The organism is Falsiroseomonas stagni DSM 19981 (assembly GCF_900114315.1).
In the GTDB taxonomy this organism is placed as follows: domain Bacteria; phylum Pseudomonadota; class Alphaproteobacteria; order Acetobacterales; family Acetobacteraceae; genus Falsiroseomonas; species Falsiroseomonas stagni.
Genome location: NZ_FOSQ01000010.1, coordinates 180,673 through 205,695 on the forward strand (window position 1 = coordinate 180,673; position 25,023 = coordinate 205,695).

21 protein-coding genes and 1 tRNA gene are annotated in these 25,023 nt (G+C 72.4%); 12 read left to right on the top strand and 10 right to left on the bottom strand.

Annotation, left to right across the window (positions count from 1 at the left end; translation table 11 throughout):
- Positions 1–52: 52 nt before the first annotated feature.
- Positions 53–610, top strand: a complete 558-nt coding sequence (locus tag BM041_RS22065) for a LemA family protein (protein WP_092962063.1) — start codon at positions 53–55, stop codon at positions 608–610.
- Positions 611–615: 5 nt separating this feature from the next.
- Positions 616–1,944: a M48 family metalloprotease gene (locus tag BM041_RS22070; protein ID WP_092962064.1), complete on the top strand. Its 1,329-nt coding sequence runs from the start codon at positions 616–618 to the stop codon at positions 1,942–1,944.
- Between the two features lie 6 nt (positions 1,945–1,950).
- Here BM041_RS22070 and BM041_RS22075 read toward each other — a convergent pair whose 3' ends face one another.
- The 6 genes from BM041_RS22075 to BM041_RS22100 form a co-directional block, all read right to left on the bottom strand.
- Complete coding sequence (locus BM041_RS22075) at positions 1,951–2,589, bottom strand: aspartate/glutamate racemase family protein (RefSeq protein WP_092962065.1); 639 nt, start codon at positions 2,587–2,589, stop codon at positions 1,951–1,953.
- A gap of 5 nt (positions 2,590–2,594) precedes the next feature.
- The gene (locus BM041_RS22080) at positions 2,595–3,041 is read right to left on the bottom strand and encodes a hypothetical protein (protein ID WP_092962066.1); all 447 of its coding nucleotides are present in this window, start codon (positions 3,039–3,041) and stop codon (positions 2,595–2,597) included.
- 345 nt (positions 3,042–3,386) lie between these two features.
- The gene (locus BM041_RS22085; RefSeq protein WP_092962067.1) at positions 3,387–4,601 is read right to left on the bottom strand and encodes an MFS transporter; all 1,215 of its coding nucleotides are present in this window, start codon (positions 4,599–4,601) and stop codon (positions 3,387–3,389) included.
- Between the two features lie 129 nt (positions 4,602–4,730).
- Positions 4,731–5,843, bottom strand: coding sequence for a class I SAM-dependent methyltransferase (locus tag BM041_RS22090; protein WP_092962068.1), 1,113 nt, complete (start codon positions 5,841–5,843; stop codon positions 4,731–4,733).
- Positions 5,843–6,322 (bottom strand): thioredoxin-dependent thiol peroxidase, encoded by a 480-nt coding sequence (gene bcp / locus BM041_RS22095; protein WP_092962069.1) that lies wholly within the window; start codon positions 6,320–6,322, stop codon positions 5,843–5,845. Before bcp ends, BM041_RS22090 begins: the two co-directional genes overlap by 1 nt.
- Before the next feature lie 13 nt (positions 6,323–6,335).
- On the bottom strand, positions 6,336–9,362 hold the full coding sequence (locus BM041_RS22100; RefSeq protein WP_245762216.1) for a bifunctional [glutamine synthetase] adenylyltransferase/[glutamine synthetase]-adenylyl-L-tyrosine phosphorylase: 3,027 nt from the start codon (positions 9,360–9,362) through the stop codon (positions 6,336–6,338).
- Positions 9,363–9,379: 17 nt separating this feature from the next.
- Here BM041_RS22100 and BM041_RS22105 point away from each other — a divergent pair, with 17 nt between their 5' ends.
- The gene (locus BM041_RS22105) at positions 9,380–12,595 is read left to right on the top strand and encodes an AsmA-like C-terminal region-containing protein (RefSeq protein WP_139226144.1); all 3,216 of its coding nucleotides are present in this window, start codon (positions 9,380–9,382) and stop codon (positions 12,593–12,595) included.
- 18 nt (positions 12,596–12,613) lie between these two features.
- Here the strand turns inward: BM041_RS22105 and BM041_RS22110 are convergent, their stop codons facing one another.
- Together BM041_RS22110 and tyrS are read right to left on the bottom strand one after the other, a co-directional pair.
- A complete protein-coding gene (locus tag BM041_RS22110) occupies positions 12,614–14,362 on the bottom strand; it encodes a DUF6311 domain-containing protein (protein WP_092962072.1) in 1,749 nt (582 codons plus the stop codon).
- 332 nt (positions 14,363–14,694) lie between these two features.
- Positions 14,695–15,918: a tyrosine--tRNA ligase gene (gene tyrS / locus BM041_RS22115; RefSeq protein ID WP_092962073.1), complete on the bottom strand. Its 1,224-nt coding sequence runs from the start codon at positions 15,916–15,918 to the stop codon at positions 14,695–14,697.
- A 65-nt stretch (positions 15,919–15,983) separates the two neighbouring features.
- Here tyrS and BM041_RS22120 point away from each other — a divergent pair, with 65 nt between their 5' ends.
- Positions 15,984–17,078 carry an anhydro-N-acetylmuramic acid kinase gene (locus BM041_RS22120; RefSeq protein WP_175534087.1) on the top strand — a complete coding sequence of 365 codons (1,095 nt, stop codon included), beginning with the start codon at positions 15,984–15,986 and terminating at the stop codon, positions 17,076–17,078.
- Between the two features lie 98 nt (positions 17,079–17,176).
- A complete protein-coding gene (locus BM041_RS22125) occupies positions 17,177–18,133 on the top strand; it encodes a Bug family tripartite tricarboxylate transporter substrate binding protein (RefSeq protein ID WP_092962075.1) in 957 nt (318 codons plus the stop codon).
- A 70-nt stretch (positions 18,134–18,203) separates the two neighbouring features.
- On the opposite strand, the gene BM041_RS22130 is transcribed toward BM041_RS22125, so the two are convergent.
- Entirely contained in the window at positions 18,204–18,872 is a 669-nt protein-coding gene (locus BM041_RS22130; protein WP_092962076.1) for an alpha/beta hydrolase, read from the bottom strand.
- Positions 18,873–19,410: 538 nt separating this feature from the next.
- On the opposite strand from BM041_RS22130, the gene BM041_RS22135 reads away from it, so the two are divergent.
- The 7 genes from BM041_RS22135 to BM041_RS22165 all read left to right on the top strand — a co-directional run bounded on the left by BM041_RS22135 (position 19,411) and on the right by BM041_RS22165 (position 24,556).
- A complete protein-coding gene (locus BM041_RS22135; RefSeq protein WP_092962077.1) occupies positions 19,411–19,938 on the top strand; it encodes an Rrf2 family transcriptional regulator in 528 nt (175 codons plus the stop codon).
- Positions 19,904–21,010: a cysteine desulfurase family protein gene (locus tag BM041_RS22140; protein WP_092962078.1), complete on the top strand. Its 1,107-nt coding sequence runs from the start codon at positions 19,904–19,906 to the stop codon at positions 21,008–21,010. Before BM041_RS22135 ends, BM041_RS22140 begins: the two co-directional genes overlap by 35 nt.
- An 8-nt stretch (positions 21,011–21,018) precedes the next feature.
- Positions 21,019–22,260 carry a cysteine desulfurase family protein gene (locus BM041_RS22145; protein WP_092962079.1) on the top strand — a complete coding sequence of 414 codons (1,242 nt, stop codon included), beginning with the start codon at positions 21,019–21,021 and terminating at the stop codon, positions 22,258–22,260.
- 9 nt (positions 22,261–22,269) lie between these two features.
- Complete coding sequence (locus tag BM041_RS22150; RefSeq protein WP_092962080.1) at positions 22,270–22,599, top strand: ferredoxin family 2Fe-2S iron-sulfur cluster binding protein; 330 nt, start codon at positions 22,270–22,272, stop codon at positions 22,597–22,599.
- Positions 22,600–22,613: 14 nt separating this feature from the next.
- Entirely contained in the window at positions 22,614–23,324 is a 711-nt protein-coding gene (locus tag BM041_RS22155; RefSeq protein WP_092962081.1) for a TenA family protein, read from the top strand.
- Positions 23,324–24,433 carry a tRNA 2-thiouridine(34) synthase MnmA gene (mnmA, locus tag BM041_RS22160; protein WP_092962082.1) on the top strand — a complete coding sequence of 370 codons (1,110 nt, stop codon included), beginning with the start codon at positions 23,324–23,326 and terminating at the stop codon, positions 24,431–24,433. Before BM041_RS22155 ends, mnmA begins: the two co-directional genes overlap by 1 nt.
- Positions 24,434–24,479: 46 nt before the next feature.
- Positions 24,480–24,556, top strand: a tRNA-Met gene (locus BM041_RS22165).
- A gap of 237 nt (positions 24,557–24,793) precedes the next feature.
- On the opposite strand, the gene BM041_RS22170 is transcribed toward BM041_RS22165, so the two are convergent.
- Positions 24,794–25,023, bottom strand: a 230-nt coding sequence (locus BM041_RS22170) for a transposase (protein WP_175534083.1), incomplete at its 5' end; no start/stop codon positions are given.

Genomic DNA, 25,023 nt, shown 5'->3' on the forward strand with positions numbered 1-25,023 from the left:
TCCTTGTCAAACCGTCGCGCGCTAGGCTCCCGCAACTCAGGGGAGCCTCGCGATGGAATGGGTGATTCTCGGGATCGTCGTCCTGCTGCTGCTGTGGCTGGTCGTCGTCTACAACCGCCTGGTGGCGCTGCGTCAGTCCACCGGCCAGGCCTGGGCGGATATCGAGGTCCAGCTCAAGCAGCGGCATGACCTGATCCCCAATCTGGTGGAGACGGTGAAGGGCTATGCGGCGCATGAACGCGGCACGCTCGACGCCGTGGTGCAGGCGCGCAATGCCGCCGTTTCCGCCAACGGCCCCGAAGCGGCCTCTGCCGCGGAGGGCCAGCTTTCCGGTGCGCTGGGGCGGCTGTTTGCGCTGTCGGAAGCCTATCCCGACCTCAAGGCCAATACGAACTTCCTGTCCCTGCAGGGGGAGTTGTCGGCGGTGGAGGGCAAGATCGCCGCCGCGCGGCGCTTCTTCAACAGCGCGGTGGCGGAATTCAACAGCGCCATCCAGTCCATCCCGGCCGTGTTCTTCGCGGGCAGCCTGGGCTTCACGCCCCGCGGCTTCTTCGAACTGGCGGAGAATGAACGCGCGGCCGTCAACACCGCGCCCACGGTGAAGTTCTAGCCCCGATGCAGGCCACCGGCCTTCGCACCCATGGATGGAACACCGCGCTGCGGTCCATCCTGCTGCTGGCCGGCTTCCCCTTCCTGCTGGTCGCCATGGGCTATGCCATCGCGCTGTTCCTGGTGGCCTGGGACGCGCCGACCGTCGCCAAGGGCTTCGCCCAGGCCTGGCGGCTGCTGCCGACCATCATCCCATTGGCCCTGGTCGTCGCCGCGATCTGGTTCGCCATCGCCTGGAAGGCCAACCTCCGCATCCTGGAAATCGCCAGCGGCGCGAAGCGGGTGGCCGACCCGCGCGACGAACCACGCCTGTGGCGCCTGGCGGAGGAACTCTGCATCGCCCGCGGCATGACGCTGCCGCGGCTTTCCGTCATCGAAAGCCCCGCCCGCAACGCCTTCGCCGCGGGGCTGACGCCCGACCGATCCATGGTCGCCGTCACGCGCGGACTGATGGACGCGCTGGACGACCGGGAGCTTTCCGCCGTGCTCGCCCATGAACTCGCGCATATCCGCAACGGCGATGCGCGGATCGGCGTCATCGCAACCGTCTTCTGCGGCGTCATCACCCTTGTCACCGATGGCGTCTGGAACATCCTGAAGGCGATGCGGCATGTGCGGCTGGGCGGCGGCGGGCGGTCATCCTCCTCCTCCTCCTCCAGCCGCAGCGGCAACAGCGGCGGCGCGGGTGTCGTCGTCGTCCTCATCCTCGTCGCCATCGTCATCGCGGTGATGGCGCATGTGCTGGCGATCGTGCTGCGCATGGCGCTGTCGCGGAACCGCGAATACCTGGCCGATACCGGGGCGGTGGAGATGACGCAGGACGCGGATGCGATGATCAGCGCGCTCCGCAAGGTCGCGCAGCGGCCGCAATTGCCGGAGGTCGCCGAACAGGTCCGCGCGCTGTTCCTGCATGACCGGGCGCTGAGCCGCAATGTCGGCTGGTTCGCCACCCACCCGCCCATCGAACGGCGGATCGAGGCGCTGGTCCGCTACGCCGGCGGGCACGATCCGGGGCCGCTGCCGGAGATCGCGGACGATCCCCCTCCGGCGGAAGACGCCACGGACCCCGACGCCACCCTCGCCCCCTGGAAGCCGGAACACGCGCCCGCCTTTGCCGGCGGCGGCGAAGCCTCCCCCTGGGCGCCCGGCACCGCAGAGCAGACCGCGCCGCTGGCGCCGCGGTCCGAGCAGCAGGAAAGGCTGGACGCCATGGCCGCCTTCGCCCGCACCCTTGATGCCGGGATCATGCAGAACCAGGCGAAGCGGGAGGAAGCGCGGCGCGAAGGCCGCAACCCGGACGAGGCCGCGCCACCGCCGCCCCACCGCCCACGCTGAAACCGATCAGGCCGTCTCCAGCATCGCCTGGCGCAGCTTGCGCACGGCACTGCCCGGCGTCGTCACCACGGGCCGGCCCGTCGCCTCCGCCACCAGATCAGCCGCGCGCGCCAGGCTGAACTGGCCGAGCAGCACCACGTCGCAATCCTTGAGCGCGCGGGACGCCTCCGCCGCCAGGCGGTCATGCGTCGCCAGGTCGCCCGCATCCAGCGCCGCCAGCGCCCCGGGCGCCAGGCAGGGCACCAGATCCACCCCCGGCGGGAACTCCGGCGGCATGGAAGCCAGGGTGCCCGGGAAGGTTGCCAGCAGACCGATGCGGCGGCCGATCCCCACCGCCTCCTCGATCGCGGCCTCGTTCGGCTTCAGCACGGGCAGCGGCGCGACATCCGCGGCCACGGCATCGATGCACGGCCCGAAGGCGGAACAGGAGAACAGGATGCCCTGCGCGCCCGTGCCGACGGCATAGCGGCCGAGCGTGCGGAACCGCTCCGTCATCGCGGGCGTCAGCACGCCATCCCGCGCCAGATCGGCCGAGAGGCTGTCATCCAGCAGGTTCATCAGCGTCGCTTCCGGCCATAACTCCCGGAAGGCTGCCTCGATCGGCGGCGGCGAATGCCGCAGCGCATGGATCAGCGCGATGCGCATGCCCCTCAATTCCCCACGCAACGCAGTAGGGGAGAGGGGAACTCGGCGCAATTCGGGAACACGATCTCATTCGGCCCGCGCCGCTCCACCCGCAGGCTGTTGGGCCCGCCCGGGCAGCCGAAGCCGATATCCGTGGGCAGGCGCGCCCCCAGCGGCCCCGACTGCGCCGGCACCGGCACCAGGCGGAACTCCAGCGCATCCGGCCCGGTCGCCACCGTCTCGATCAACCGCTGGCGATAGGGGACATCGAAGACCGAGGCGCGCATCACGACATCACGCGTGAAGATGACACTGGGCTGGCCCGTGCAGCGCGGACCGCTCGTCTCCCCCGGCGGGAAGACACCGCCGGTCCAGGACCCGAACACCCAGGCATGCGGCGGATCACCCTGCTGGGCATCCGCACTGCCACCCAGGGCCAAGGCCACACCCACCACCAGCATCCAGCGTCGCATGCCCCGCTCCCCGCTCCCCGCTCGTCCGGCCCATGATAACCCGCCGCGCTGGCAGGGCACACCCCCGGGGGCGGTGACGGGGCGGCGCGTTGGTGGACGCAGAGAGGGGCGCTGCCCCTCTCCGCACCTCACCCCGCCAGGGGGCAGCGGCCCCCTGGACCGCGAGGTTTCATCGGAAGTCAGGAGAGGGGCACCGCGGTCGCGCTGGACATGAGCGCGCTCCGGGCCCCTCTCCTGCCTTCCGATCAATTCATGGGTTCCCAAGGGCCCGCTGGCCCTTGGCAGGGTTGGGGTATCGGGGAAGGGACGGCGTCCCTTCCCCGGGCAACCGGCGCAGCCCTCCGGTCACGCCGCCGCAGGTTTCGCCACGGCCTGCGGCGCCGGGTCTTTCACCGGCAGGTGGATCAGGGCCGCGAAGGCGGAGGCGGCGACGCCGGCCCACCACATGGCGTCGTAGTTGCCGGTGCGGTCCAGCACCACGCCGCCCAGCCAGGCGCCGGTGAAGCCGCCGATCTGGTGGCCGAGGAACACCAGCCCGAAGATGGTGGCGAGCCAGCGCGTGCCGAAGTTGCGGGCGACGAGCGCGATGGTGGGGGGCACGGTCGAGAGGTAGAGGATGCCCATGAAGGCGGAGAAGATCAGGACGGTGGTCGTGGTCTTTTCCACCATCATGAAGGTCGCCATCAGCACGCCGCGCAGGGCGTAGATCGTCACCAGCAATTCGCGCCGCTTCCAGCGTTGCGTGAGTTCACCGGCGCCGAGCGATCCCACGATGTTGAACAGCCCGATCAGGCTGATGGCCCCGGCGCCGACCGCGACCGGCAGACCGCAGGTGTGGACGAAGCCGGGCAGGTGGGTGGTGAGGAAGGAGATGTGCAGCCCGCAGACGAAGAAGCCGAAGAAGAGGAACCAGAAGCTCGGCGTGCGGAAGGCGCGCTTGAGGGCGTCGGTGGCGCTTTCCTCGCTGGCGGCGACGACCTTGGTGCGCGGCGGCTCCGCCAGGACGAAGGAGAGCGGGATCATCAGCAGCGCGACCGCGGCCATGCCGATCATCGTCGCCTGCCAGCCGATGGTGGCGATGCCGAGGCCCGCCATCGGCACGACCAGGAACTGGCCGAAGGAGGATCCGGCGGTGCCGAGGCCGGCGGCGCGGCCGCGCTGGTTTTCCGGCAGCAGGCGGGTGAGGGTGGAGATGATGACGGGCATGCCGGCGGCGGAGACCGCGACGCCCATGATGACGCCCGCGAAGACCGTGAAGACGCCGAGATGGGTGGCGAGCGCCATGCCGAGGATGCCGCCAGCATAGAGCAGCGCGCCGCCGATCACCACCGCGCGGCCGCCGAAACGGTCGGCGAGCTGGCCGCAGAGGGGCTGGCTGATGCCGTTCATCAGCACCTGCAGCGCGATGGCGAAGGAGAAGCCGGAGGCGGTCCAGAGGTTCTGTTCCGTCATCGGCGCCAGGAACAGGCCGAAGGAGTTGCGCAGCCCCATGGCGAGGGCGGCCGCGAGGACCGCGCAGGTCATCAGCAGTCCGGCGGAGATGACGGGCCGCGAGGTCATCGGGGTGGTGTCCTGACGTTTCTCCGCCAGTCTTTCATCCCCGGCCGGGCTTCTCAATCACGGAAGCCCGCGCCAGGCACAACCCTGCCGCATTGCGGTATGCGTCAGGCGCGGGACGCGCCTGTGGCGTCACGCCCCCTTGCGGATGGCGATGCCGAAGGAGGTGATGATGTAGCGGTCCACATAGAGCTTGATGTGGGGCAGGCCGTGCGGCGGCAGATCCACCACCTCATCCATCGCGTCGTAGCCGGTGTGCAGGTTCAGCGGCAGCACCTGGTGGCCGAGGGAGGCGAGGTGGGCGCACAGCGCCTCCACGTCGCGTCGCCGCGGCAGCACATGGACCCCGTTGTCCAGCGTGTCGCCGTTGGAACTGAGGTTGAAATCCATCGTGTGCACCGCGAAGCCGCCGGGCTTCACCGTGCGCAGGCTGGCTTCGACGAAGGCCATGCCCTTCTCGATGCTGCCGAGGTGGTGGAGCGCGGACATGGACCAGCAGCAGTCGAACTGCCCGTCCAGGCTGGCGGGGATGTCGTTCATGTCCACCGCGCCGAATTCCACCAGCCGTTCGAAATCGTCGAGGTGGACGATCTGGGCATGGAACAGGTCGCCGAGCCCGCTGGCGTATTGGTTGGCGCCGCGCCAGCGCGCCTGGCCGACGCTGTCGCTGGCCGGCTCGTCCGTCGCCAGCACCTCCACCCCTCGGGAGGCGAGGAGGGAGGGGATGCGTTCGCGCCCGCAGCCGAAGCCGATCGCCCGCCGCCCGAGGCCGATCAGCCCATGGGAGGCGAGGACGGAGGTGATGTAGGCCATCTCCCAGGTCCGCCGGTGCGGGTGGGCGTGCACGGAGAGTGCTTCCGCGATCTCGGCGTAGACGGGTTCCTTGAACTGGCTGCCGGTGCAGACCTGGCTCACCGGCTCATCCAGCGTGGGCTGTTCGTGTTTCCAGGCGATGTCGGTGCGGGGCGGGCGGAGCAGGAAGGGCGGCACGCCGAAGCGGCGGCGGCCGCCATCGACGCTGTCCATGAACTGCCGGAATTCCCAGGTCTCCGCGAAGGCGCGGCGCATCCCATCCAGCGTCTGGTGGCTGCTGTGGAGGGTGATCTCCTCCTCATCCGCCGGTTCGCGCCCGCAGAACAGGCGAAGGGCCCAGGCCGCGGCTTCCCGCGCCGTGTCGTTGCCCGCGCGGAAGTCGCGCATCGCCTCGCGATTCCCGCCCTCGTCCCGCTCCGACGTCCCTGCCATTACAATCCCTTCGCGGCTTCCATGACCTGCGCGGCATGCGCTTCCGGCTTCACCTTGCGCCACACCTTGGCGACCTTGCCATCGGCGCCGACCAGGAAGCTCGACCGCTCCATGCCCATATAGGTCTTGCCATACATCGACTTCTCGACCCAGACCCCGAAGGCTTCCGCGACCTTGTGGTCCTCATCCGAGGCCAGCGGGAAGGTCAGGTTGTACTTGGCGGCGAATTTCTCGATGGGCTTCATCGGGTCGGGGGAGACGCCGATGACGGTCAGGCCGATCTTGCCGAGCTGGGGCAGGGCTTCCTGGATGCCGCAGGCCTGCTTGGTGCAGCCGGGCGTGTCGGCCTTCGGGTAGAAATAGAGGAGGTAGGGCTTGCCCGCGAGGTCAGCGCTGCTGACGGTGCGGCCGCTGGAGGCCGCCATGGTGAAGGCGGGGGCGGCGGCGCCCTCGGCGGGGCCTGCGGCGGTGTCGGGCATGGCGGGGTCTCTCTCAGGCGGGGGGGATGGTCGGGTCGCCGACATGCCGGATGAAGCTTTCGCGCACCCGGGCGGCGGCGTCCCGCATCTGTGCGCGGAGTGCCTCCTGGTCAACCGGCGGGTGGGGCAGGGCGGTGGCGAGGGCGCGGAGCAGCGCGGCGGCCACGGGCTCGGGCAGCGCTTCGTCCCGCCACTGGCCGACGGTCAGGCGCAGATGGGCGGTGATGGCGCGCCACAGGCGATCCGCCGCCACCAGCCCTTCCGCCTCCGCCGCCGGCAGGATGCGGGCCTTGGCCAATGCCGACAGCGCCAGGCGCGTGGTGGGGGAGAGGATGGCCGGCAGCCGCGCGGCGTGGGCGACCTGCAGGGCCTGGGCGATGAACTCCACCTCGATCAGCCCGCCCGGGCGGTGCTTCACGTCCCACGGCCCTTCGCCCGGCAGGTCCCGCAGCAGGCGCGCGCGCATGGCGGTGGCGTCGGCCAGGACCTGGGCGGCATCGGCGGGGCGGGTCTGGGCGTGGCGGATCGCGGCTTCCACCTTCCGGCGCAGCCCCGGCGCGCCGGCGACGAAGCGCGCCCGAGTCAGCGCCATGCGTTCCCAGGTCCAGGCGCTTTCCGCGTGGTAGCGTTCGAAGGCGGGCAGCGACACCGCGACCGGGCCCTTCGAGCCTGACGGGCGGAGCCGCATATCGACCTCGTAGAGCCGCCCTTCCGCCCCCGGCGCGGTCAGCGCGCCGACCACCTGGTTGGCGAGCCGCCCGAAATACTGGCTGGCGGCCAGGATCTTCTGCCCGCCCGTGCTCTCCGTCGCTTCCTCCGCATGGTCATAGACCAGGATCAGGTCGAGGTCGGAGCCCGGCAGCATGTCCCGGCCGCCGAGCTTGCCCAGCGCCACAACGCCGAGATTGCCGCCCGACACCTTGCCGTGGCGCTTCGCGAAATCCTGCGCGATGCGCGGCAGCAGCCCGGCGATCGCGGCATCGGCCAGGGCGCTGCGGGCGATGCCGGCCTCATCCACGTCGACCCTGCCTTCCAGGGCCGCGACATCCACCTCGAACTTCCGTTCCGTCACCAGGCGGCGGGCGGCTTCCAGCGCCTCCTCCAGGAAGCGGGCATCCTTCACCAAAGCGGGCAGGGCGGCGGTCGGGTCCGTGCCGGCCATGTTGAAGGCGCCGCCCGCGCCGGCCAGCAACCCGTCCAGCGCGGCCGCGTTGCGACTGAAATGATCCGCCAGTTGGGGCGCCGCCCCCAGAACGAAGGCCAGCCGGTCCAGAAGCGCGGGGTTCCGCGCCAGCAGGCTCAGCACCTGCACGCCGGCGGGCAGGCGGCCGAGTGCCGTGTCCAGCCGCAGCAGCGCCGCATCCGGCTGGGGCTGGCGGCCGAAGGCGGCCAGCAGCGCGGGCATCAGCGCCGTCAGCAATTCCCGCGCGCGTTCGCTGCGCGTGGCGCGGGTGCGGCCATGGTGCCAGCCGCGCACCACGCCCGCGATGGCGGAGGGGTTCTGGAAGCCGAGGCCGCGCAGCGTCTCCAGCGTGCCGGGGTCATCCTCCACCCCGGTGAAGACCAGGTCGCCTTCCGCCCCGTCGCCGGCCGAGAGGTCGGGCGCTTCCTCGAACAGCCCGGCATAGCGGCGCTCGACCTTGGTGAGGTGCCCGACCAGGGCGGCGGCGAAGGCGGCGGCGCTGTCATGCCCCATGAAGGAGGCGATGAGGGCGAGCCCTGCCTCATCCTCCGGCAGCCTGTGCGTCTGGCGGTCCGCCACCATCTGGAGGCGGTGCTCCACCGTGCGGAGGAACCCGTAGGCATCGGCCAGGTCCGCCGCGGCGCGGCGGTCGATCTTGCCGGCCGCCGCCAGCGCCGCCAGGGCGCCCAGCGTCGTCGGGTCCCGCAGCCCGGGGTCGCGCCCGCCCCAGATCAGCTGCAGCACCTGGGTGGTGAACTCGATCTCCCGGATGCCGCCGCGGCCGAGCTTCACGTCATGGCCGGCCACCTGCACGCTGGCATGGGCGCCCTTGTGGCCCTTGTGGGCGTGGATCTGGCGCTTGATGGAATGGATGTCGGCGACGGCCGCGAAATCCAGGTGCCGGCGCCAGACGAAGGGCCGGATCTCGCGCAGGAAATGCTCGCCCAGCGCCCGGTCCCCGGCCACCGGCCGCGCCTTGATCATGGCGGCGCGTTCCCAGTTCTGGCCCATGCTCTCGTAGTAGACGATGGCCGCCGGCAGGCTGACGGCGAGTGGCGTCGCGGCCGGGTCGGGGCGCAGGCGCAGGTCGGTGCGGAAGACGTAGCCATCCTCCGTCCGCTCCTCCATCAGCCGCACCAGGTCCCGCGCCAGGCGCACATAGATGGCGCCGGCCCGGTCGGCATCGTAGGCTGCGGCCTCCGGGTCGTAGAGCACCATGAGGTCGATATCCGAGGAGTAGTTCAACTCGCGGCCGCCGAGCTTGCCCATCCCCAGCACGACGAGGCCGGACCCCTTGCCTGTCGCGCGCGGGTCATGCCGTGCCGCCCCGCCCGCGAGCTTCAGGTCACCCCGCGCCTGTGCCTCCCGCAGCAGATGCGCGCAGGCGTAGTCGGTGCAGGCATCGGCCAGGTCGCTCAGCGCGCCCGTCACGCGATCCAGCGGCCAGAGGCCGAGCAGGTCCGCCACCGCCGCGATCAGCGCCGCCTGCCGCTTGGCCTGCCGCAGCAGGGAGGCGACGCCGGGGCGCGTCGCTGCCGGGTCCGCCCGGCTGAGCGGATCGAGGGCGAGGGCGAAGGTCGCATCCGGCCCGCGTTCCACCAGCCGCAGCAGGGTCGCGGATTCCCGCAGCGCCAAGTCGGCCAGGTAGGGGCTGTGCCCGCCGAGCGCGGCCAGCAGCGCCGCCCCCTGCGCCGTGGCGCCGAAGGCGCGCTCCGCATTCCCCTTCTCCGCGAAGCGCCCGGCCAGCATCGCCGCGCCTTCCGCGTCATGCGGCCGGAGCGTGGCGGCGACGGCGCCCGGGGACCAGGTGGCGGCTTCGGGGGCGAGGGGGCTCGCCGGCGGTCTGGGTTTCGGCATGCCCGGGGAAGGAAGCGATGAGGGCGGCCGCGGGTCAAGTGGCGCGGGAGGCGCATCGCTGGCTGCACCGCCTCTGCGCCCTCGGCGTGCTGCTGCTGGTCCTGGCCGGGCTTGCCGCCTGGCGGCTGGCCGCCGGGCCGGTCGAGCTGCCTTTCCTGGCCCATCTGATCGAGGAGCAGGCAAGTGGCGAGGGTGCCGAGGCGCGGCTGGAGGTCGGCCGCGCGGAGATCGGCTGGGAGGGGTGGCGGGACGGCAATCTGATGCCCGCGCGGCTGCGCCTGGCCGGGGTGCGCCTGCGCGGCGCCGATGGCACGGTGCGGGCGGAACTGCCCGACGCCGCCATGACCCTGTCGCTGCCCTGGCTGCTGCGGGGCGAATTGGCGCCGCATACGCTGGAACTGCAACGCCCCGCGCTGCGGCTGCGCCGATCGGCGGAGGGCGAGGTCGCGGTGCTGGTCGGCACCCAGGCGCCGGAGGCGCCGGCCGCGACCGGCACCGCCTCCCGCCTCGATGAGATCCTGGCCGCGATGATGCGCCCGCCGACGGAGGAGACGCCACTTGGCGCCCTGTCGCGCCTGCGCATCGCCGATGGCCGCATCGTGGTGGAGGATGAGGCGCTGGGCGCCACCTGGGTGCTGGGCCACGCGACGGTCGAGCTTCGCCGCCTGCCCAGCGGCGGCATCGCCGGCCAGGGCGCCGCGACGCTGCTGCTGGGGGAGGCCCGGGTGGCCCTGGCCGTGACGGCGGAGGCCGCCGGCAGCCCCGCCGAGCTCAGCTTCCGCCTCTCCATCCCGGAGGTGCAGCCCGCCCTGCTCGCCGCCGCCGCCCGGCCGCTGGCGCCGCTCGCCGGGCTGGATGCCGCGACGCGGATCGAGGTCGCCGGGCGGCTCGATGCCCGGGGTGCGATCCGCCACATGCAGGCGACGCTGGGCGCGGGGGCGGGGCGGCTCGACCTCGGCGGGGGGCGGGTGCTGCCGCTCGCCGGGCTCGACCTGTCGCTGGAAGGCACGCCCACCGCGCTGTCCATCCCGCAGGCGACGCTGCGCCTGGCGGGCGGCGCCGGGGCGCCGACCCTGAGGGCCACGGCGGAGGCGGCGCGCAGCGGCGAGGGCTGGCGCGGCGCCGCCACGCTGGCGCTGGACCAGGTCTCGGTCGCGGAACTGCCGCGCTACTGGCCGCGCGGCCTGGGCGTGGGCAGCGAGCGGGACTGGATCCTGGAGAATGTGACCGCCGGCATCGCCCGCAACGGCCAGTGGCGGGCGGAGGTCGAGGCCTCCGCCGACCTGGCCCGGCTGCGCGTGACCGGCCTGGCCGGCACGCTCGATGTGGCCGACGCCACCGTCCACTGGCTGCGCCCCATCGCCCCCGCGACGGGCGCCACCGGCACCGTGACCTTCGGGCTGGAGGAGATCTCGCTGAAGGTCACGGCCGGCCGCCAGACGCCGGCCGCCCCATCCGGCGCCTCATCCGGCGGCGCCGCCGGGGCGCAGGCCGTCACGGTGAAGGAGGGCCTGGTCCGCTTCCTCTTCCCGCCGGAGGGCCAGGACCGGACGGAGATGAGCTTCGAACTGGCCGGCCCGATCCCGCAGGCGGTCGCGGTCATCCAGCACCCGCGACTCAAGCTCTTCGACCGCCGGCCCTTCCCGGTGAAGGACCCGACGGGCAGCTTCGAGGGGCGGCTGACGGTCGCCTTCCCCCTGCTGGCCGACCTGCCGGTGGAGGCGCTGCGCATCGGCGCGCGCGTCCGGCTGCGGGATGTGCGGATCCAGGACGTGCTGTTCGGCCGCCCGCTGGAACGCGGCCAGGCGGAGCTGACGGTCGATACCGACGGCTTGCGCGTCGCCGGCACCGGCACGCTGGGCGGCATCACCGCCCGGCTCGGCGTGGAGATGGATTTCCGCGCCGGCCCGCCGACGCAGGTGGTGATGCGGGAGACGGTCAGCGCCCGCACCGATGCCGCCACCATCGCCGCACTCGGCCTGCCCGCCGATGAACTCGCCACCGGCCCGATCGGGCTGGAGGTGCGGACGGAACGCCGCCGCAGCGGCCAGGGCCGCGCCACCATCCGCGCCGACCTCCGCGATACGCGGATGGAGATCACGCCCCTGTCCTGGACCAAGGCGCCGGGCCAGCCCGCGACGGCGGAGGGGGTGCTGCGGCTCAATGGCGACAACCTCGAAGCCGTGGAGACCTTCCGCCTTGAAGCCCCCGCGCTGCTGATGCGCGGCAATGCCGCCTTTGCCCGCGGCGCGCGGCTGGAACGGGTGACGATCAACGAGGCGGCGGTGGAACAGAGCCGCTTCGCCGGCGAAGCCCGCCCCCCGGCGCGGGAGGGCGCGCCCTGGTCCCTGTTGCTGCGAGGCCCGGTGCTGGATCTGCGCCGCACCATGGCGGAGGACAGCCCCGCCGGACCGGCCGCGCCCGCTGCGCAGGGGCCGCCCAACGCCCCACCGGGCACGATCTGGGCCGTCGATGCCCGCTTCGACCGCACGCTGCTCGGCCCGGGCCGCGAACTCGGCGCGGTGGAGGCGCGCGTGGTGGTCGATGGCCTTGGCGTGGTGCGGGAAGGCCGCGTCGCCGGCCGCGCCGGGCCGCGCGGGCCCTTCGAGGTCTCGATCACCGCCGCCGGCGCCGGCCGCGCCATGCGCGTGACGGCGGAGGATGCCGGCGCGCTGCTCGGCAGCTTCGACGTGCTGCGGCACCTCGAGGGCGGGCGGCTCACGGTCAACGCCACCTACGCCCATAACCGCCCCGGCGCGCCGCTATCCGGCACCGCGGAGATGAGCGACTTCGCCGTCCGCAACGCGCCCGGCTTCGCCAAGCTGCTGCAGGCGCTGACCTTCTACGGGCTGGTGGAGGCGCTGTCGGGGCCGGGGCTTTCCTTCTCCCGCCTCGTCGCGCCCTTCACCCTGACGCCGGAGGAGCTGACCCTGGCGGAGGCGCGGGCTTTCTCGGCCTCCCTCGGCCTGACGGCGAAGGGGACGCTGCACCGCCGCCAGCAGCGCCTGGCGATGGAGGGCACGATCGTGCCGGCCTACATCTTCAATTCGCTGCTGGGGAATATTCCCCTGCTGGGGCGGCTGTTCTCCCCGGAAACCGGCGGCGGGCTGTTCGCCGCGACCTTCCGGGTGGTGGGGCCGGTGGATGATCCGCAGGTCAGCGTGAACCCGCTGGCGGCGCTGACGCCGGGCTTCCTGCGCGGGCTGTTCGGGATCGGCCAGGGAACGCCGTAGAGGGGGGTGGTCCAGCCGTCACCAGCGGTCCCACTCCGCCTCCGGCACCGGGGCGGCGGCCTGCACCGCGACCAGCGGCCGTTGCCAGCCTGGTGAATGCCAGCCCGGGGCCAGCACCCACAGCCCATCCGCCTTGATGAGGAGGTCGCGCGCCGGGTCCATCCCGCGGCGCGCCGCCGCCAGCGCGGCCTCATCGCCCAGCACATAGAGGCTGCCGGGTTCATGGCGGCCATAGGCCAGCCGGGCCTTGGTGCTGGCGTTCAGCGCATCGACCCGCGCGGGGTCGAGCCGGGCGAGGTAGACGGCATCGGTGGGCAGGCCGCGCGTGGCGGCCAGTACGGCGACTTCCTCCCAATGCCGGGCCTGCATGCCGGTGGGTGCCAGGCGGATGCGTTCGTAGCGCGCCGTCGCCTTCTGCCAGAAGGGATCGGCCAGTCGCAGCGCCGCGGTGGCGGGGGCGGGGCCGAAGAAGCCGTGCAGCCGCGTCACGCCGGGGCGGAGGTCCACCAGCTGCACCGCCAGCAACCCCGCCAGCACCAGCCCCGCCCGCCGCCCGCCAAGCGCGTGGACCAGGGCCGCGATGGCGCCGATCATCGCGGCATAGGCGACCGGCCAGAAGAAGCGGACTGAAGCGCGCAGCGCGTCGGCCATGCTCACCAGGCTGTCCGGCAGGGCCACCACCTCCACCACCCACCCGCCGATGGAGACCCGGTGGGTGAGGGCGAGGGCCAGGAACACACCGAGCCCCGCCAGCAGCGGCCAGCCCGGGCGCAGCCCCGGACGGGCGACGAAGGCCAGGAGCCCCGCCGCCAGCAGCAGCAGCACGCCGAGGCCAAGATAGGAATCCTGCGCCTCCAGATGGTCCCCATGGGGCATGTCCGGCAGGAAGCGGCCCCAGACGCTGGGGTCGAAGGGCGCGAGCAGGTCCAGCTGCATCTGGCCGAAGCCGCCCCAGGTGCCGCCCAATCCATCGCCCAGCACGAAGAACCCCGCCAGCCACAGCCCCGCCAGGCCGAGCCCGGGGACCAGCAGGGCCTCCGCCGCCAGCCAGGCCGGGCGGCGGTCGGCGCGCAGCGCGCGGGCCAGGGCATCGGTGGCCCAGAGACCGGCCACCATGGGCAGCAGATAGGCGTGGATGAGGGAGGAAGCGCCGACCAGCGCCGCCCAGGCGGCGACGCGCCGTGCCGTGCTGGCCTGCGTCAGGCAGAGATACAGCGCGATCAACAGCAGGAACTGGCCGCCCAGGGCGAAATGCCCGCCCAGCCGGTTCAGCAGCAGGGGCTGCACCAGGAAAAGCGCCGCACCAGCCAGCCGCGCCAGCGGATCGGCCGTGAAGAGGCCCAGGATCCGCCAGGCCATGAAGGCCTGCAGCGCCCCGCAGGCATAGATCCAGAGGCCCCAGTACTGCGACACCTCCACCAGCGGCCGCAGCGCCTTGAAGGCGAAGGCCAGCAGGGGGATCGAATCCGAGTAGAAGATGGAGGATCCGATCTCCATCCCCCAATCCGGGTTGAGGCCCGGCGGCCAGGACCAGGGCGCACGGCTGAAATAGGTCCAGCCGAGCCAGTACTGGACCGGGTCGGGACCGATCCTGCCTTCCAGCATCCAGCCCGTGCGCCAGGGCGCCAGGATGCCCGGGCGATAGATCGCCGCGATGACGACGAGCCCCATGGCCACCGCCGCCAGGCCGCCCCACCAGCGGGGCAGCATGACGGCGCGGGGCAGGCTGGCGGGCAGCGGCAGCCCGGGCAGGGCGGCGCGAGACATGCGACTTGGCTCTCCTCGCGGCTGGTGCGGGCGCGGTCCGTTTGCACAACGGCAAACCGCCGCCTGGTTCCCCGGCGGGCCTCTAGCTGGGTTGTTTGTGACGAAAAATTAAGGTCGTGCCGCGGCGAAATCGTGATGGCAATGAGGCACGCAACAGGACCAGGGTCCTGTGCCTGGTCACGCGATAGCGCGCTTCGGGGCGGCAGCGCCATTCCGGGTGGCGCGCGAGAGCCAAAGCTGGATCGGCTCAAGGCGCCCTGGAACGCCCTGATGCCGTTGCGGGGCGGATCGGGGCGTTGAGGAAGCGGGCCTCTCAACGCCCTCGATGCGCGTCAGCCCGGCCGCACCAGCAGGTGCTTCTTGCGGCCGAGGGAGAGCTTGGCCGCGCCGTCCCGCAGATCGGCCACCGTCACGATCGCCGCGACGTCGGACACCGGCGCATCGTTCAGCCGAACGCCGCCCTGCGCCATCAGGCGCCGCGCCTCCCCCTTGCTGGCGACCAGCTTCGCCTCCGCCAGCAGGTCGATGATCCCGGCGGGCAGGGTGGCCACCAGGCTCGGCAGCGTCTCCGCGGCCTCACCCTGCTCGAAGGCGCGGCGGGCGGTCTCGGCGGCGGCGTCCGCGGCGGCGCGGCCATGCAGGATGGCGGTTGCCTCGGTGGCCAGGATCTTCTTCGCCTCGTTGATCTCGGCGCCGGCCAGCGCGCCGAGCCGCCTGACCTCCTCCATGGGCAGTTCGGTGAAGAGCGCGAGGAAGCGGCCGACATCCGCATCCTCCGTGTTCCGCCAGTACTGCCAGTAGTCGTAGGGGGAGAGGCGGTCGGGGTTCAGCCAGACGGCGCCGGAGGCCGTCTTGCCCATCTTGGCGCCCGACGCGGTGGTGAGCAGTGGCGTGGTCAGCACATGGGCGTGGCCGCCGGCGACGCGGCGGATCAGCTCCGCCCCCATGATGATGTTCCCCCACTGGTCGGACCCGCCCATCTGGAGGACCGCCCCGTGTCGCCGGTGCAATTCGAGAAAATCGTAGGACTGGAGCAGCATGTAGTTGAACTCGAGGAAGCTGAGCGGCTGTTCGCGTTCGAGGCGCAGCCGCACGCTGTCCATGGTCAACATGCGGTTGACGCTGAAGTGGCGGCCGATGTCGCGCAGGAAGGGGATGTAGCGCAGCCCGTCCAGCCATTCGGCATTATCCAGCATCAGGGCGCCGGCGTTGAAATCCAGCAGCGCCTCGAAGGTCCGGCGGATGCCGACCTTGTTGGTCTCGATGACCTCATCGGTCAGCAACTGCCGGGCATCATCCTTGCCGGAGGGGTCGCCCACCTTGGTCGTGCCGCCGCCGATCAGTGCGATGGGCTTGCCGCCGGTCTTCTGGAGCAGCCGCAGCAACATCGTTGGCATGAGGTGGCCGACATGCAGGCTGTCCGCCGTGCAGTCATAGCCGATATAGGCCGTCAGCCCCCCCTTGTTCAGCGCGGCATCCAGCTCCGCCTCGTCCGAGGTCTGGTGGATGTAGCCGCGTTCCTTGGCGATGCGCAGGAAGTCGCTGGTGATGGTCATGGGGGTCCGTCATCGGCTGCCCGGGTCTTTCCCGGCGGCGCGCGGCGTAGCACGTTGGGGGGATGCTGCGAACCATAGGGCTGATGAGCGGGACCTCCCTCGACGGGGTGGATGCCGCCTGGGTGGAGACGGATGGGGAGGCGATCGGGCGATTGGGCCCGGTGCTGACGCTGCCCTATGACCCCGCGCTGCGGCGCGATTTGCGCCAGCTGCTGGACCGGGCGCCGGCGATGTCCCCCGAGGACCCCTTCCTGCTGGATTGCGTCGCCCGGCTGACGGACCGGCATGTGGAGGCGGTGCGCGCCATCGGCTGGCCCGCGGATGTGATCGGCTTCCATGGCCAGACCATCCTGCACCGCCCCGCCCGCCCCGGCATGAACGCCGCCGGCTTCACCTGGCAGGTGGGCGACGCCCAGCGCCTGGCGCGGGAGACGGGGATGACCGTCGCCTATGATTTCCGCAGCGCCGATGTGGCGGCGGGTGGGCAGGGGGCGCCGCTGGTGCCGGTGGTCCATGCCGCCATGGCGCGGGACCTGCCGAAGCCGCTGGCGGTGCTGAACCTCGGCGGAGTCGCCAATGTCACCTGGATCGGCGCGGATGGCTCGCTGGTGGCCTTCGACACCGGCCCGGCGAACGGGCCGCTGGATGATTGGCTGCGGCTCCATACCGGGGAGGCCTTCGACCGCGACGGCAAGCTGGCACTTGCCGGGCAGGTGGATGGGGGGGTGATGGCCCATATGCTGGACCATCCCTGGCTGCTGGCGCCGCCGCCGAAATCGCTGGACCGGCTGGATTTCCATCGAGCGTTGCGCGACGCCGGGGCGGGAGCGCTCTCCCCGGCCGATGGGGCGGCGACCCTCGTCGCCTTCGCCGCCGTCTGCGTGGCGGCCGCGGCGCGGCACTTCCCGGAGTCGCCGGTGCAATGGCTGGTGGCCGGCGGCGGGCGGCGCAACCCGGCCATGATGCGCGCCCTCAACGCCGCGCTGGCGGAACCGGTCCGCGCCGTGGAGGTGGCGGGCTGGAATGGTGATGCGCTGGAGGCGCAGGCCTTCGGCGTGCTGGCGGCGCGCACCTGGCGCGGCCTGCCGCTGACCTTCCCGGGCACGACCGGGTGCCCGCAGCCGCTGCCCGGCGGGCGGCTGGTGGGTTCGCTGCTCTAGGGACATCGTCGGCGGCAAGGGATTCGCTGATCGCGGCGCTTTGGGCGAGAATTTTCTCTCGTTTGCGCTCTGCGGCGGGGCATGGAGAATTCCATGCCATGACCTGCCCGATCCCCCGCCGCGCGCTGCTGCTCGCGCCCTTCCTCGCCACCCCCGCCCGGGCCCAGGACCGGCCCGTGCGGCTGCTGATCGGCATGCCCGCCGGCGCGGCACCGGACCTGCTGACCCGCCTGCTGGCGGAGCGCCTGGCGGCGGGACTCGGCCAGGCGGTGGTGGTGGAGAACCGGCCCGGCGCCGCCGGCAACCTGGCCGCGACGGCGCTGGCCCGCGCGGCCCCTGATGGCGGGACCATCGGCACGCTGCTCGGCGCGACGCTCGCCATCAACCGGCACCTCTACCCGGAGATGCCCTTCGACCCCGCCCGGGACTTCGCGCCCCTGCTGCGCTTCGCCCGTTTCCCGGGCGTGGTGCTGGTGCCGCGGGAGGCGCCGGTGGCGGGGCTGGCGGAACTTGGGCCCTGGCTGCGCGGGCTGGGGCGGCCCGCCCTGGTGGCGACGCCGGGCGCCGGCACCATCCCGCATCTGGCGGCGGAGATGCTGCTGCGGGCGATCGGCGTGCCGGGGGAGATGGTGCATTACCGCGGCGACCCCGATGCGCTGCGGGACCTGGCGGCCGGACGCGTGCAGGTCATGGTCGCGCCCCTTCCGGCCGCGCTGCCGCAGATCGAGGCCGGGCGGGCGCGCGGCCTGGCGGTGACCGCCGCCGCCCGCACGCCGCTGGCGCCCGGCCTGCCGGCGGTGGCGGAGACCCTGCCCGGCTTCGTCGCGGAATCCTGGCTGGCGCTGGGGGCGCCGGCGGGGCTGCCGGGGGCGCAGGCGGAACGGCTGGTGGCGCTGGCCCAGGCCGCGCTGGCCGACCCCACCCTGGCGTCCCGCTTCGCGGCGCTGGGGGCGGAGATCCCGGGCGAGACGGGGCCGGCGCTGGCCGCCGTCATCGCGGCGGAGGATGCGCGCTGGGGCGGTGTGATCCGCGACGCCGGGGTGCGGCTTGAATAGGCCGCCGGAACGCGAAACGGCGCGCGGGGGTGCCGCGCGCCGTGCCGGGGGTATCAGCGGTGCCGGCGGATCAGTCGGCCGCGAGCGCCATGCGGCCGCGGTTCAGCACGCCCATCACATGGTCTTCCGCCGCATCGGCCACCTGTTCGGCCTGGGGCGGCGTGAAGATGTGGCCGGCGCCCGGCATCACGCGGTAGTCGATGCGGATGCCCTTCTGGGTATTCAGCTTGTCCACAAGCTTGCGCACGCTGGTTTCCGGAACCAGCTCGTCATCCGCGCCGTGCAGCATCAGGCCGTTGCAGGGGCAGGGGGCGAGGAAGCCGAAATCATAATGGCTGGCGGGGGCGGAGACGCTGACGAAGCCGCCCATTTCCGGCCGGCGCATCAGCAGCTGCATGCCGACATAGGAGCCGAAGGAATAGCCCGCGACCCAGAGGGAGGAGGCATTCGGGTTCACGGCCTGGAGGAAGTCGAGCGCCGCCGCGGCGTCCGAGATCTCCCCGATCCCGCCATCGTAGCGGCCCTGGCTGCGGCCCACGCCACGGAAGTTGAAGCGGAGGGTCGAGAACCCCATCGCCTGGAAACGCTGGTACAGCGCATGAACGATCCGGTTGTTCATGGTCCCGCCATGCAGCGGGTGCGGGTGCAGGATCAGCGCGACCGGCGCATGGGCCTGCTTCGCATGGTGATAACGACCCTCAAGCCGGCCGTCGGGGCCGGCGAACATGACTTCGGGCATCGTTCCTTCGATCCAGTCCGTGTTGGGTGCACGACAGGCAGGGCCTCAGCCCAACCCCGCCATCGCGCACCATGACCGGGGGCGGGGCTGCGCAGGGCAGCCGCCACCTGGCCGTTTGGGGAACCACCCGCGCCGCCGCCGCGACGCGCCTCGGGCACGAACCAGGGCCAGACCTGATCGTTCGGCATTCCCGCCCCTGAGGGGACCCCTTCTGGGCCCAGCGCCGTTTGTTGACGGCGCTGGTCGGGAACAATAGCCTCGTGATGGCGACGGGTCGTCGCGGTCACTCGGCTCCGGTCTTGGCTCTGGTGGACGCGGCAGGCCCGCGCCCGAGGGCACCCCGGGGCGGGCTCCCGAGCCCCAGGGTGGCCGCAATATAGGTGAGGCGCGGGCAGGTTTCATATCGGATTCATGGCATGGCCCGCATCTTCCTGCTGCTGAGGCGGCCTTGTAAGGCTCACGTTCCGGACAGTGGACATACCCACTCGCCCCGCGGGGGATTTGCGAGTCCGGGGCACACGCCGGGCGGGAGTGCCCCATGAGACTCTCCACCCGGGGCCGCTACGCGGTCATGGCGATGGTCGAACTCGCGGCCCGCGACGACTCGGCGACCGGCGAGGGGAAGGGGTCGCGCGGGCAGGTCAGCCTGGCGGAGATCGCCAGCGCCCAGCATCTGTCGCTGGCCTATCTGGAGCAGTTGTTCGGCCCGCTGCGGCGCGCCGGCCTTGTCGTCTCCACCCGCGGTCCGGGGGGTGGGTACCGCCTGGCGCGGGGGGCGGGGGCGATCTCCATCGCCGATATCGTGGAGGCGGTGGACGAGCCCATCCATGCCACCCGCTGCGACGATGGCGGGCCGGGATGCCTGGCGGGCCAGCGCTGCCTGACGCATGACCTCTGGGCGGAGCTTGGCGACCAGATCCGGCTGTTCCTGGAGGCGGTGACACTCGCGGATGTGATCGGGGGCAAGGTGCTGGGCCGGGCCATCGCGCCGCCCCTGACGGATTCGGTGACGCCGGATGCGGTCACGACGGATGCGGTCGCGACGGATCATGGCCCTCTATCTTGACGCCAATGCGACGGAACCGCTGAGGCCCGAGGCCCGGGCAGCGGTGATCCGCGCGCTGGACCTGGTGGGCAACCCATCCTCCGTCCATGGCGCGGGGCGGGCGGCGCGGCGGGTGCTGGAGACGGCGCGGGACCAGGTGGCGGCGCGCTTCGGCGCCAGCCCGGCGGAGGTCGTCTTCACCAGCGGGGGCACGGAGGCGAATGCGATCGCCATCGCGGCGCTGTCGCGTGGCCGCCGCGTGCTGGCGGGCGCCACGGAACACCCGGCCGTGCTGGCCGCGGCACCCGGCGCCACGCTGCTGCCGGTGCTGGCGGACGGGACGCTGGATCTGGCGGCGCTGGATGCGGCCCTGGCCGGCGGGCCTGCCGCGCTGGTCTGCCTGATGGCCGCGAACAACGAAACCGGCGTGCTGCACCCGCTGGCGGAAGCCGCCTCGCTCTGCCGGGCGCATGGCGCGCTGCTGCATGTCGATGGCGTGCAGGCGGCGGGGCGGGTGGCGCTGGCGATCGGGCAGGCGGACAGCCTCGCGATCTCCGGCCACAAGCTGGGCGGGCCGAAGGGGGCGGGGGCGCTGCTGCTGCGGCCGGGAATCGACCTGCCCGCGCTGATCGCCGGCGGTGGGCAGGAACGGGGACGGCGCGGGGGGACGGAGGCGCTGCCGGCCATTGCGGGCCTTGGCGCGGCGGCGGAGGCCGCCGACCCCGCCGCCGCCGCGCGCCTGGCGCCGCTGCGGGACGCGATCGAGGCGGGCGCCGAGGCGGCCGTGGCGGGCGCCGGCGCGCCGCGCCTGCCCAATACGACCAGCCTGGTGCTTCCGGGGGTGGCGGCGGAGACGCAGGTCATCGCGCTCGACCTCGCGGGCGTGCAGGTCTCCGCGGGGTCCGCCTGTTCCTCGGGCAAGGTGCGCGCCAGCCATGTGCTGGCGGCGATGGGGCTGGGGGCGGCGGCGGGGTCGGCCATCCGCGTCTCCCTGCCCTGGGATGCGCCGCCCGATACGGCGGAGCGTTTCCTGGCGGCGTGGTCCGCCATGCGCGCAAGGCTCTCGCGCAAGGCCATGGCAGGCGCCACATAGGGGGCGCCATGACCCGCCCCAACCGGCCCATCTACCTCGACAACCACGCCACCACGCCGGTCGACCCGCGCGTGCTGGCCGCCATGCGGCCGTGGTGGGAGGAGAATTTCGCCAATCCCGGTTCCATCGAGCACGCCATGGGCCGGGCGGCGGAGGCGGCGGTGGAAGAGGCCCGCGGCCATGTCGCCGCGCTGATCGGGGCGGAGGCCACGGAAATCCTGTTCACCTCCGGCGCGACGGAGGCGAACAACCTGGCGATCAAGGGCGCGGCGCGCTTCGCCAAGGGGCAGGGCACGGAGAGGCTGCGCATCGTGACCGTGGTGACGGAGCACAAATGCGTGCTGGAGAGCGTGAAGGACCTGGCGGCGGAGGGGTTCGAGCCGGTGATCCTGCCGGTCGGGCCGGATGGTCTGCTCGACCCTGATCTGCTGGACCGCACGCTGGCGGCGGCGCCGGCGCTGCTGGTCTCCGTCATGGCGGTGAACAACGAGATCGGCGTGGCGCAGGACCTGGCCGGGATCGGGGCGGTGGCGAAGCGCCATGGCGCGCTGTTCCACACCGATGCGGCGCAGGCGGCGGGGCGGGTCGCGATCGATGTGCAGGCGATCCGCGCGGACCTGGTCAGCCTGTCCGGCCATAAGGTCTATGGCCCGAAGGGCATCGGCGCGCTCTATGTCCGGCGCCGCCCGCGGGTGCGGTTGGCGCCGCTGTTCTCCGGCGGTGGGCAGGAGAGGGGGCTGCGGTCCGGCACCCTGCCGGCGCCACTGATTGTGGGCCTGGGCGAGGCCTGCCGGATCGCTTCGCTGGAGGGGGCGCTGGATTCCGGGCGCATCGCCGGGCAGCGGGACCGCTTCCTGGCCGCGCTGTCGGCCGCCGTGCCGGGGGTGGCGGTGAACGGGACGATGGACCGGCGGGTGGCGGGGAACCTTTCCGTCTCCTTCCCCGGTGGCGTCACCGCCCAGGCCATCATGGCGGCGGCGCCGGATGTGTGCGTCTCCACCGGCTCCGCCTGTTCCTCGGCGGAGGTCGAGACCTCCTATGTGTTGAAAGCGCTGGGGTTGGAGGAGGCGCGGGCGCGTTCCACCTTGCGCATCGGCATCGGCCGCTTTACGTCGCCCGCGGATGTGGACCTTGCGGCAAGGGCGCTGGCCGGCGCCTGGCAACGGGCCATGCAATCTGTCGAATCAACCGAATCACCGGACAAGCTGGCGGCCGCGCGGAACCCCCGCCCGGCGAGCGCGGCGGAATAAGGGCCTGACATGCCGAAGATGACCTTCATCGAGCGCGACGGGAACAGCAAGGAGGTGGAAGCCCCCCTCGGCCTGTCGGTGCTGGAGATCGCGCACAAGCACGGCGTGGATATCGAGGGCGCCTGCGAGGGCAGCCTCGCCTGCTCCACCTGCCACGTGATCGTGGACGGGTCCTGGTACGGCAAGCTGGCCGAGGCCACGGAGGATGAGGAGGACATGCTCGACCTCGCCTTCGACCTGCAGGAGACGAGCCGCCTGGGCTGCCAGATCATCATGACCGATGCGCTGGACGGGCTGGTGGTGAAGCTGCCCGCCGGCACGCGCAACGCCGGCGGCTGAGGGCGGGGCAGGTCATGGGCACCCCGGCGTGGATCCCCGCTGGGGAGAATGACTTCGGCGCGGAGAGCGGGCTGTACCGGCGCCTCCGCGACGGCTGCGCGCAGGAATGGGTTGCCTACACCTGGCACCCCTTCGTGCAGGGGCTGTCGGACGGCACGCTGCCGCTCGCGGCCTTCCGCACCTACCTGATCCAGGACTACCTGTTCCTGATCCACTTCGCGCGCGCCAAGGCGCTGGCCGTCTTCAAGGCGGAGAGCATCGAGGCGATGCGGGAGAAGACTGCCTCCATCGGCGCCATCCTGGCCGAGACGTCGCTGCACCTGACCTACTGCGCGGAATGGGGCATCCCGGAGCCGGTAGTGCGCGGGACGCCGGAGAGTGCGGAGACCGTCAGCTACACCCGCTACGTGATCGATCGCGGCCTGGCCGGCGACATCCTGGACCTGGAAGTGGCGCTGGCGCCTTGCACCGTGGGCTATGCGGAGGTCGCCTTGCGCATCCTGGCCGATCCGAAGCGCCGGGTGGAGGGCAACCCCTACCAGTCCTGGATCGACAGCTACGGGTCGGCTTCCTACCAGGCCATGGCGCGGGCGGCGGCGGCGCGGATCGATACGCTCGGCGAAAGCCATGGCGGTGCGGCGCGGTTCCGCAGCCTGTCGGGAACCTTCGCCGAGGCGGCGCGGCTGGAAGCGCGCTTCTGGCAGCAGGGGCTGGACGCGGCCTGATGCGCATCCTCGTCGCCATGTCCGGGGGCGTGGACAGCAGCGTCGTCGCCGCGCTGATGAAGGAGGCGGGGCACGAGGTCATCGGCGCCACGCTCCAGCTCTATGACCATGGCGCGGCGGTGCAGAAGAAGGGCGCCTGCTGCGCGGGGCAGGACATCCATGATGCCCGCCGCGTGGCCGATGCCCTCGATATCCCGCACTACGTGCTGGACCGGGAGGCGCGGTTCCGCGCTGCCGTCATCGACGATTTCGCGGCGACCTATGCGCGGGGGGAGACCCCGATCCCCTGCGTGCGCTGCAACCAGACCGTGAAGTTCCAGGACCTGGTGGAGATGGCCCTCGACCTCGGCTGCGAGGCGATGGCCACCGGCCATTACGCCCGCCGCGTGGAAGGCCCGGATGGGGCGGAACTGCACCGTGCCGTCGATCCGGCCCGGGACCAGTCCTACTTCCTGTTCGCGACCACGCGGGACCAGCTGGATTTCGCCCGCTTTCCCCTCGGCGACATGCCGGACAAGGCGGCGGTGCGGGCGGTGGCGGAGCGGCTCGGCCTGGCGGTGGCGCAGAAGCCGGACAGCCAGGACATCTGCTTCGTGCCGGAGGGGCGCTACGACCGCCTGGTGGCGAAGCTGCGGCCGGAGACGGCGGAGGCGGGGGAGATCGTCGACCTCTCCGGCCAGGTGCTGGGGCGGCATGAGGGCATCGGGCGCTTCACGGTCGGCCAGGGGCGCGGCATCGGCGTCGGCGGCACGCAGGAACGGCTTTTCGTCGCTGCCATCGATGCGCCGCGCCGGCGCGTGGTCGTGGGGCCCCGTGCGGCCCTGCCGCAGGCGGAGGTGGTGGCGGGCGAGGTGAACTGGCTCAGCACGCCGCCGGAGGGCCCCGTGGCCGTGCAGGTGAAGCTGCGGGGGCGGGAACAGCCGCGGGCCGCGGTGATGCGCTGGGACGCCGCCGCAACCCTTCTGCGTGTCACGCTGGAGGAGCCGAACATCGCCGCCCCCGGCCAGGCCTGCGTGGTCTATGACGGTGATCGCGTGCTGGCTGGCGGGTTCCTCCGTGCGGCGTCTTCGGCCATGGGCGCGATTGACAGGGACGGGGCGGCGGCGTAACTCGCGCGCCGATGGCGGGGGCCGACGCGGCACCCGCGACGCTTGGGGCGGCGTAGCTCAGCTGGTTAGAGCACGGCACTCATAATGCCGGGGTCAGCGGTTCAAGTCCGCTCGCCGCTACCAACGATGTTTCAGCTGTCTTGCCGTGCCCCGGTGCGGCTTCCCCCGGACGAGTCACCCCGCGGTCGCTGTGACGGCGATCCCTGCCAGGAAGGCCCGCACTGCCGCGCGCGCTTCGCCCTCGGCGCCGAACAGGGTACCAGCGTGCCGACGCCGGTCGTGCAACCGCGCCGACCCGGTGGTCGTGTCCAATCGCGTGGTGTAGGAGCGCGATGATTCTCGGCGGGTTGGGCTGCCGGGTCAGGCTGGCACGGCCGAGAGCCTGACGGTGGCATTATCGCTGACGGTGCTGATGGCTTCCAGGGTCATGTAGCGGGCGCGCTGGGTTGCCGATTCGTCGGACTGCTCGAGGAGGATGGCGCCGACCAGGCGGACGACGGCGGCTTCGTTGGGGAATATGCCGACGACGTCGGTGCGGCGCTTGATCTCGCCGTTGAGGCGCTCGATCGGGTTGGTCGAATGCAGCTTCG

Bases quoted from the DNA above. Each gene is read 5' to 3' on its own strand.
- BM041_RS22145 (WP_092962079.1), top strand. From the start codon at position 21,019: ATGACCCGCCCCAACCGGCCCATCTACCTCGACAACCACGCCACCACG.
- BM041_RS22155 (WP_092962081.1), top strand. From the start codon at position 22,614: ATGGGCACCCCGGCGTGGATCCCCGCTGGGGAGAATGACTTCGGCGCG.
- BM041_RS22105 (WP_139226144.1), top strand. From the start codon at position 9,380: ATGAGGGCGGCCGCGGGTCAAGTGGCGCGGGAGGCGCATCGCTGGCTG.
- BM041_RS22140 (WP_092962078.1), top strand. From the start codon at position 19,904: ATGCGGTCGCGACGGATCATGGCCCTCTATCTTGACGCCAATGCGACG.
- BM041_RS22070 (WP_092962064.1), top strand. From the start codon at position 616: ATGCAGGCCACCGGCCTTCGCACCCATGGATGGAACACCGCGCTGCGG.
- BM041_RS22110 (WP_092962072.1), bottom strand. From the start codon at position 14,362: ATGTCTCGCGCCGCCCTGCCCGGGCTGCCGCTGCCCGCCAGCCTGCCC.
- BM041_RS22085 (WP_092962067.1), bottom strand. From the start codon at position 4,601: ATGACCTCGCGGCCCGTCATCTCCGCCGGACTGCTGATGACCTGCGCG.
- BM041_RS22130 (WP_092962076.1), bottom strand. From the start codon at position 18,872: ATGCCCGAAGTCATGTTCGCCGGCCCCGACGGCCGGCTTGAGGGTCGT.
- BM041_RS22150 (WP_092962080.1), top strand. From the start codon at position 22,270: ATGCCGAAGATGACCTTCATCGAGCGCGACGGGAACAGCAAGGAGGTG.
- BM041_RS22135 (WP_092962077.1), top strand. From the start codon at position 19,411: ATGAGACTCTCCACCCGGGGCCGCTACGCGGTCATGGCGATGGTCGAA.
- BM041_RS22075 (WP_092962065.1), bottom strand. From the start codon at position 2,589: ATGCGCATCGCGCTGATCCATGCGCTGCGGCATTCGCCGCCGCCGATC.
- BM041_RS22090 (WP_092962068.1), bottom strand. From the start codon at position 5,843: ATGGCAGGGACGTCGGAGCGGGACGAGGGCGGGAATCGCGAGGCGATG.
- BM041_RS22080 (WP_092962066.1), bottom strand. From the start codon at position 3,041: ATGCGACGCTGGATGCTGGTGGTGGGTGTGGCCTTGGCCCTGGGTGGC.
- BM041_RS22065 (WP_092962063.1), top strand. From the start codon at position 53: ATGGAATGGGTGATTCTCGGGATCGTCGTCCTGCTGCTGCTGTGGCTG.
- bcp (WP_092962069.1), bottom strand. From the start codon at position 6,322: ATGCCCGACACCGCCGCAGGCCCCGCCGAGGGCGCCGCCGCCCCCGCC.
- BM041_RS22100 (WP_245762216.1), bottom strand. From the start codon at position 9,362: ATGCCGAAACCCAGACCGCCGGCGAGCCCCCTCGCCCCCGAAGCCGCC.
- BM041_RS22125 (WP_092962075.1), top strand. From the start codon at position 17,177: ATGACCTGCCCGATCCCCCGCCGCGCGCTGCTGCTCGCGCCCTTCCTC.
- tyrS (WP_092962073.1), bottom strand. From the start codon at position 15,918: ATGACCATCACCAGCGACTTCCTGCGCATCGCCAAGGAACGCGGCTAC.
- mnmA (WP_092962082.1), top strand. From the start codon at position 23,324: ATGCGCATCCTCGTCGCCATGTCCGGGGGCGTGGACAGCAGCGTCGTC.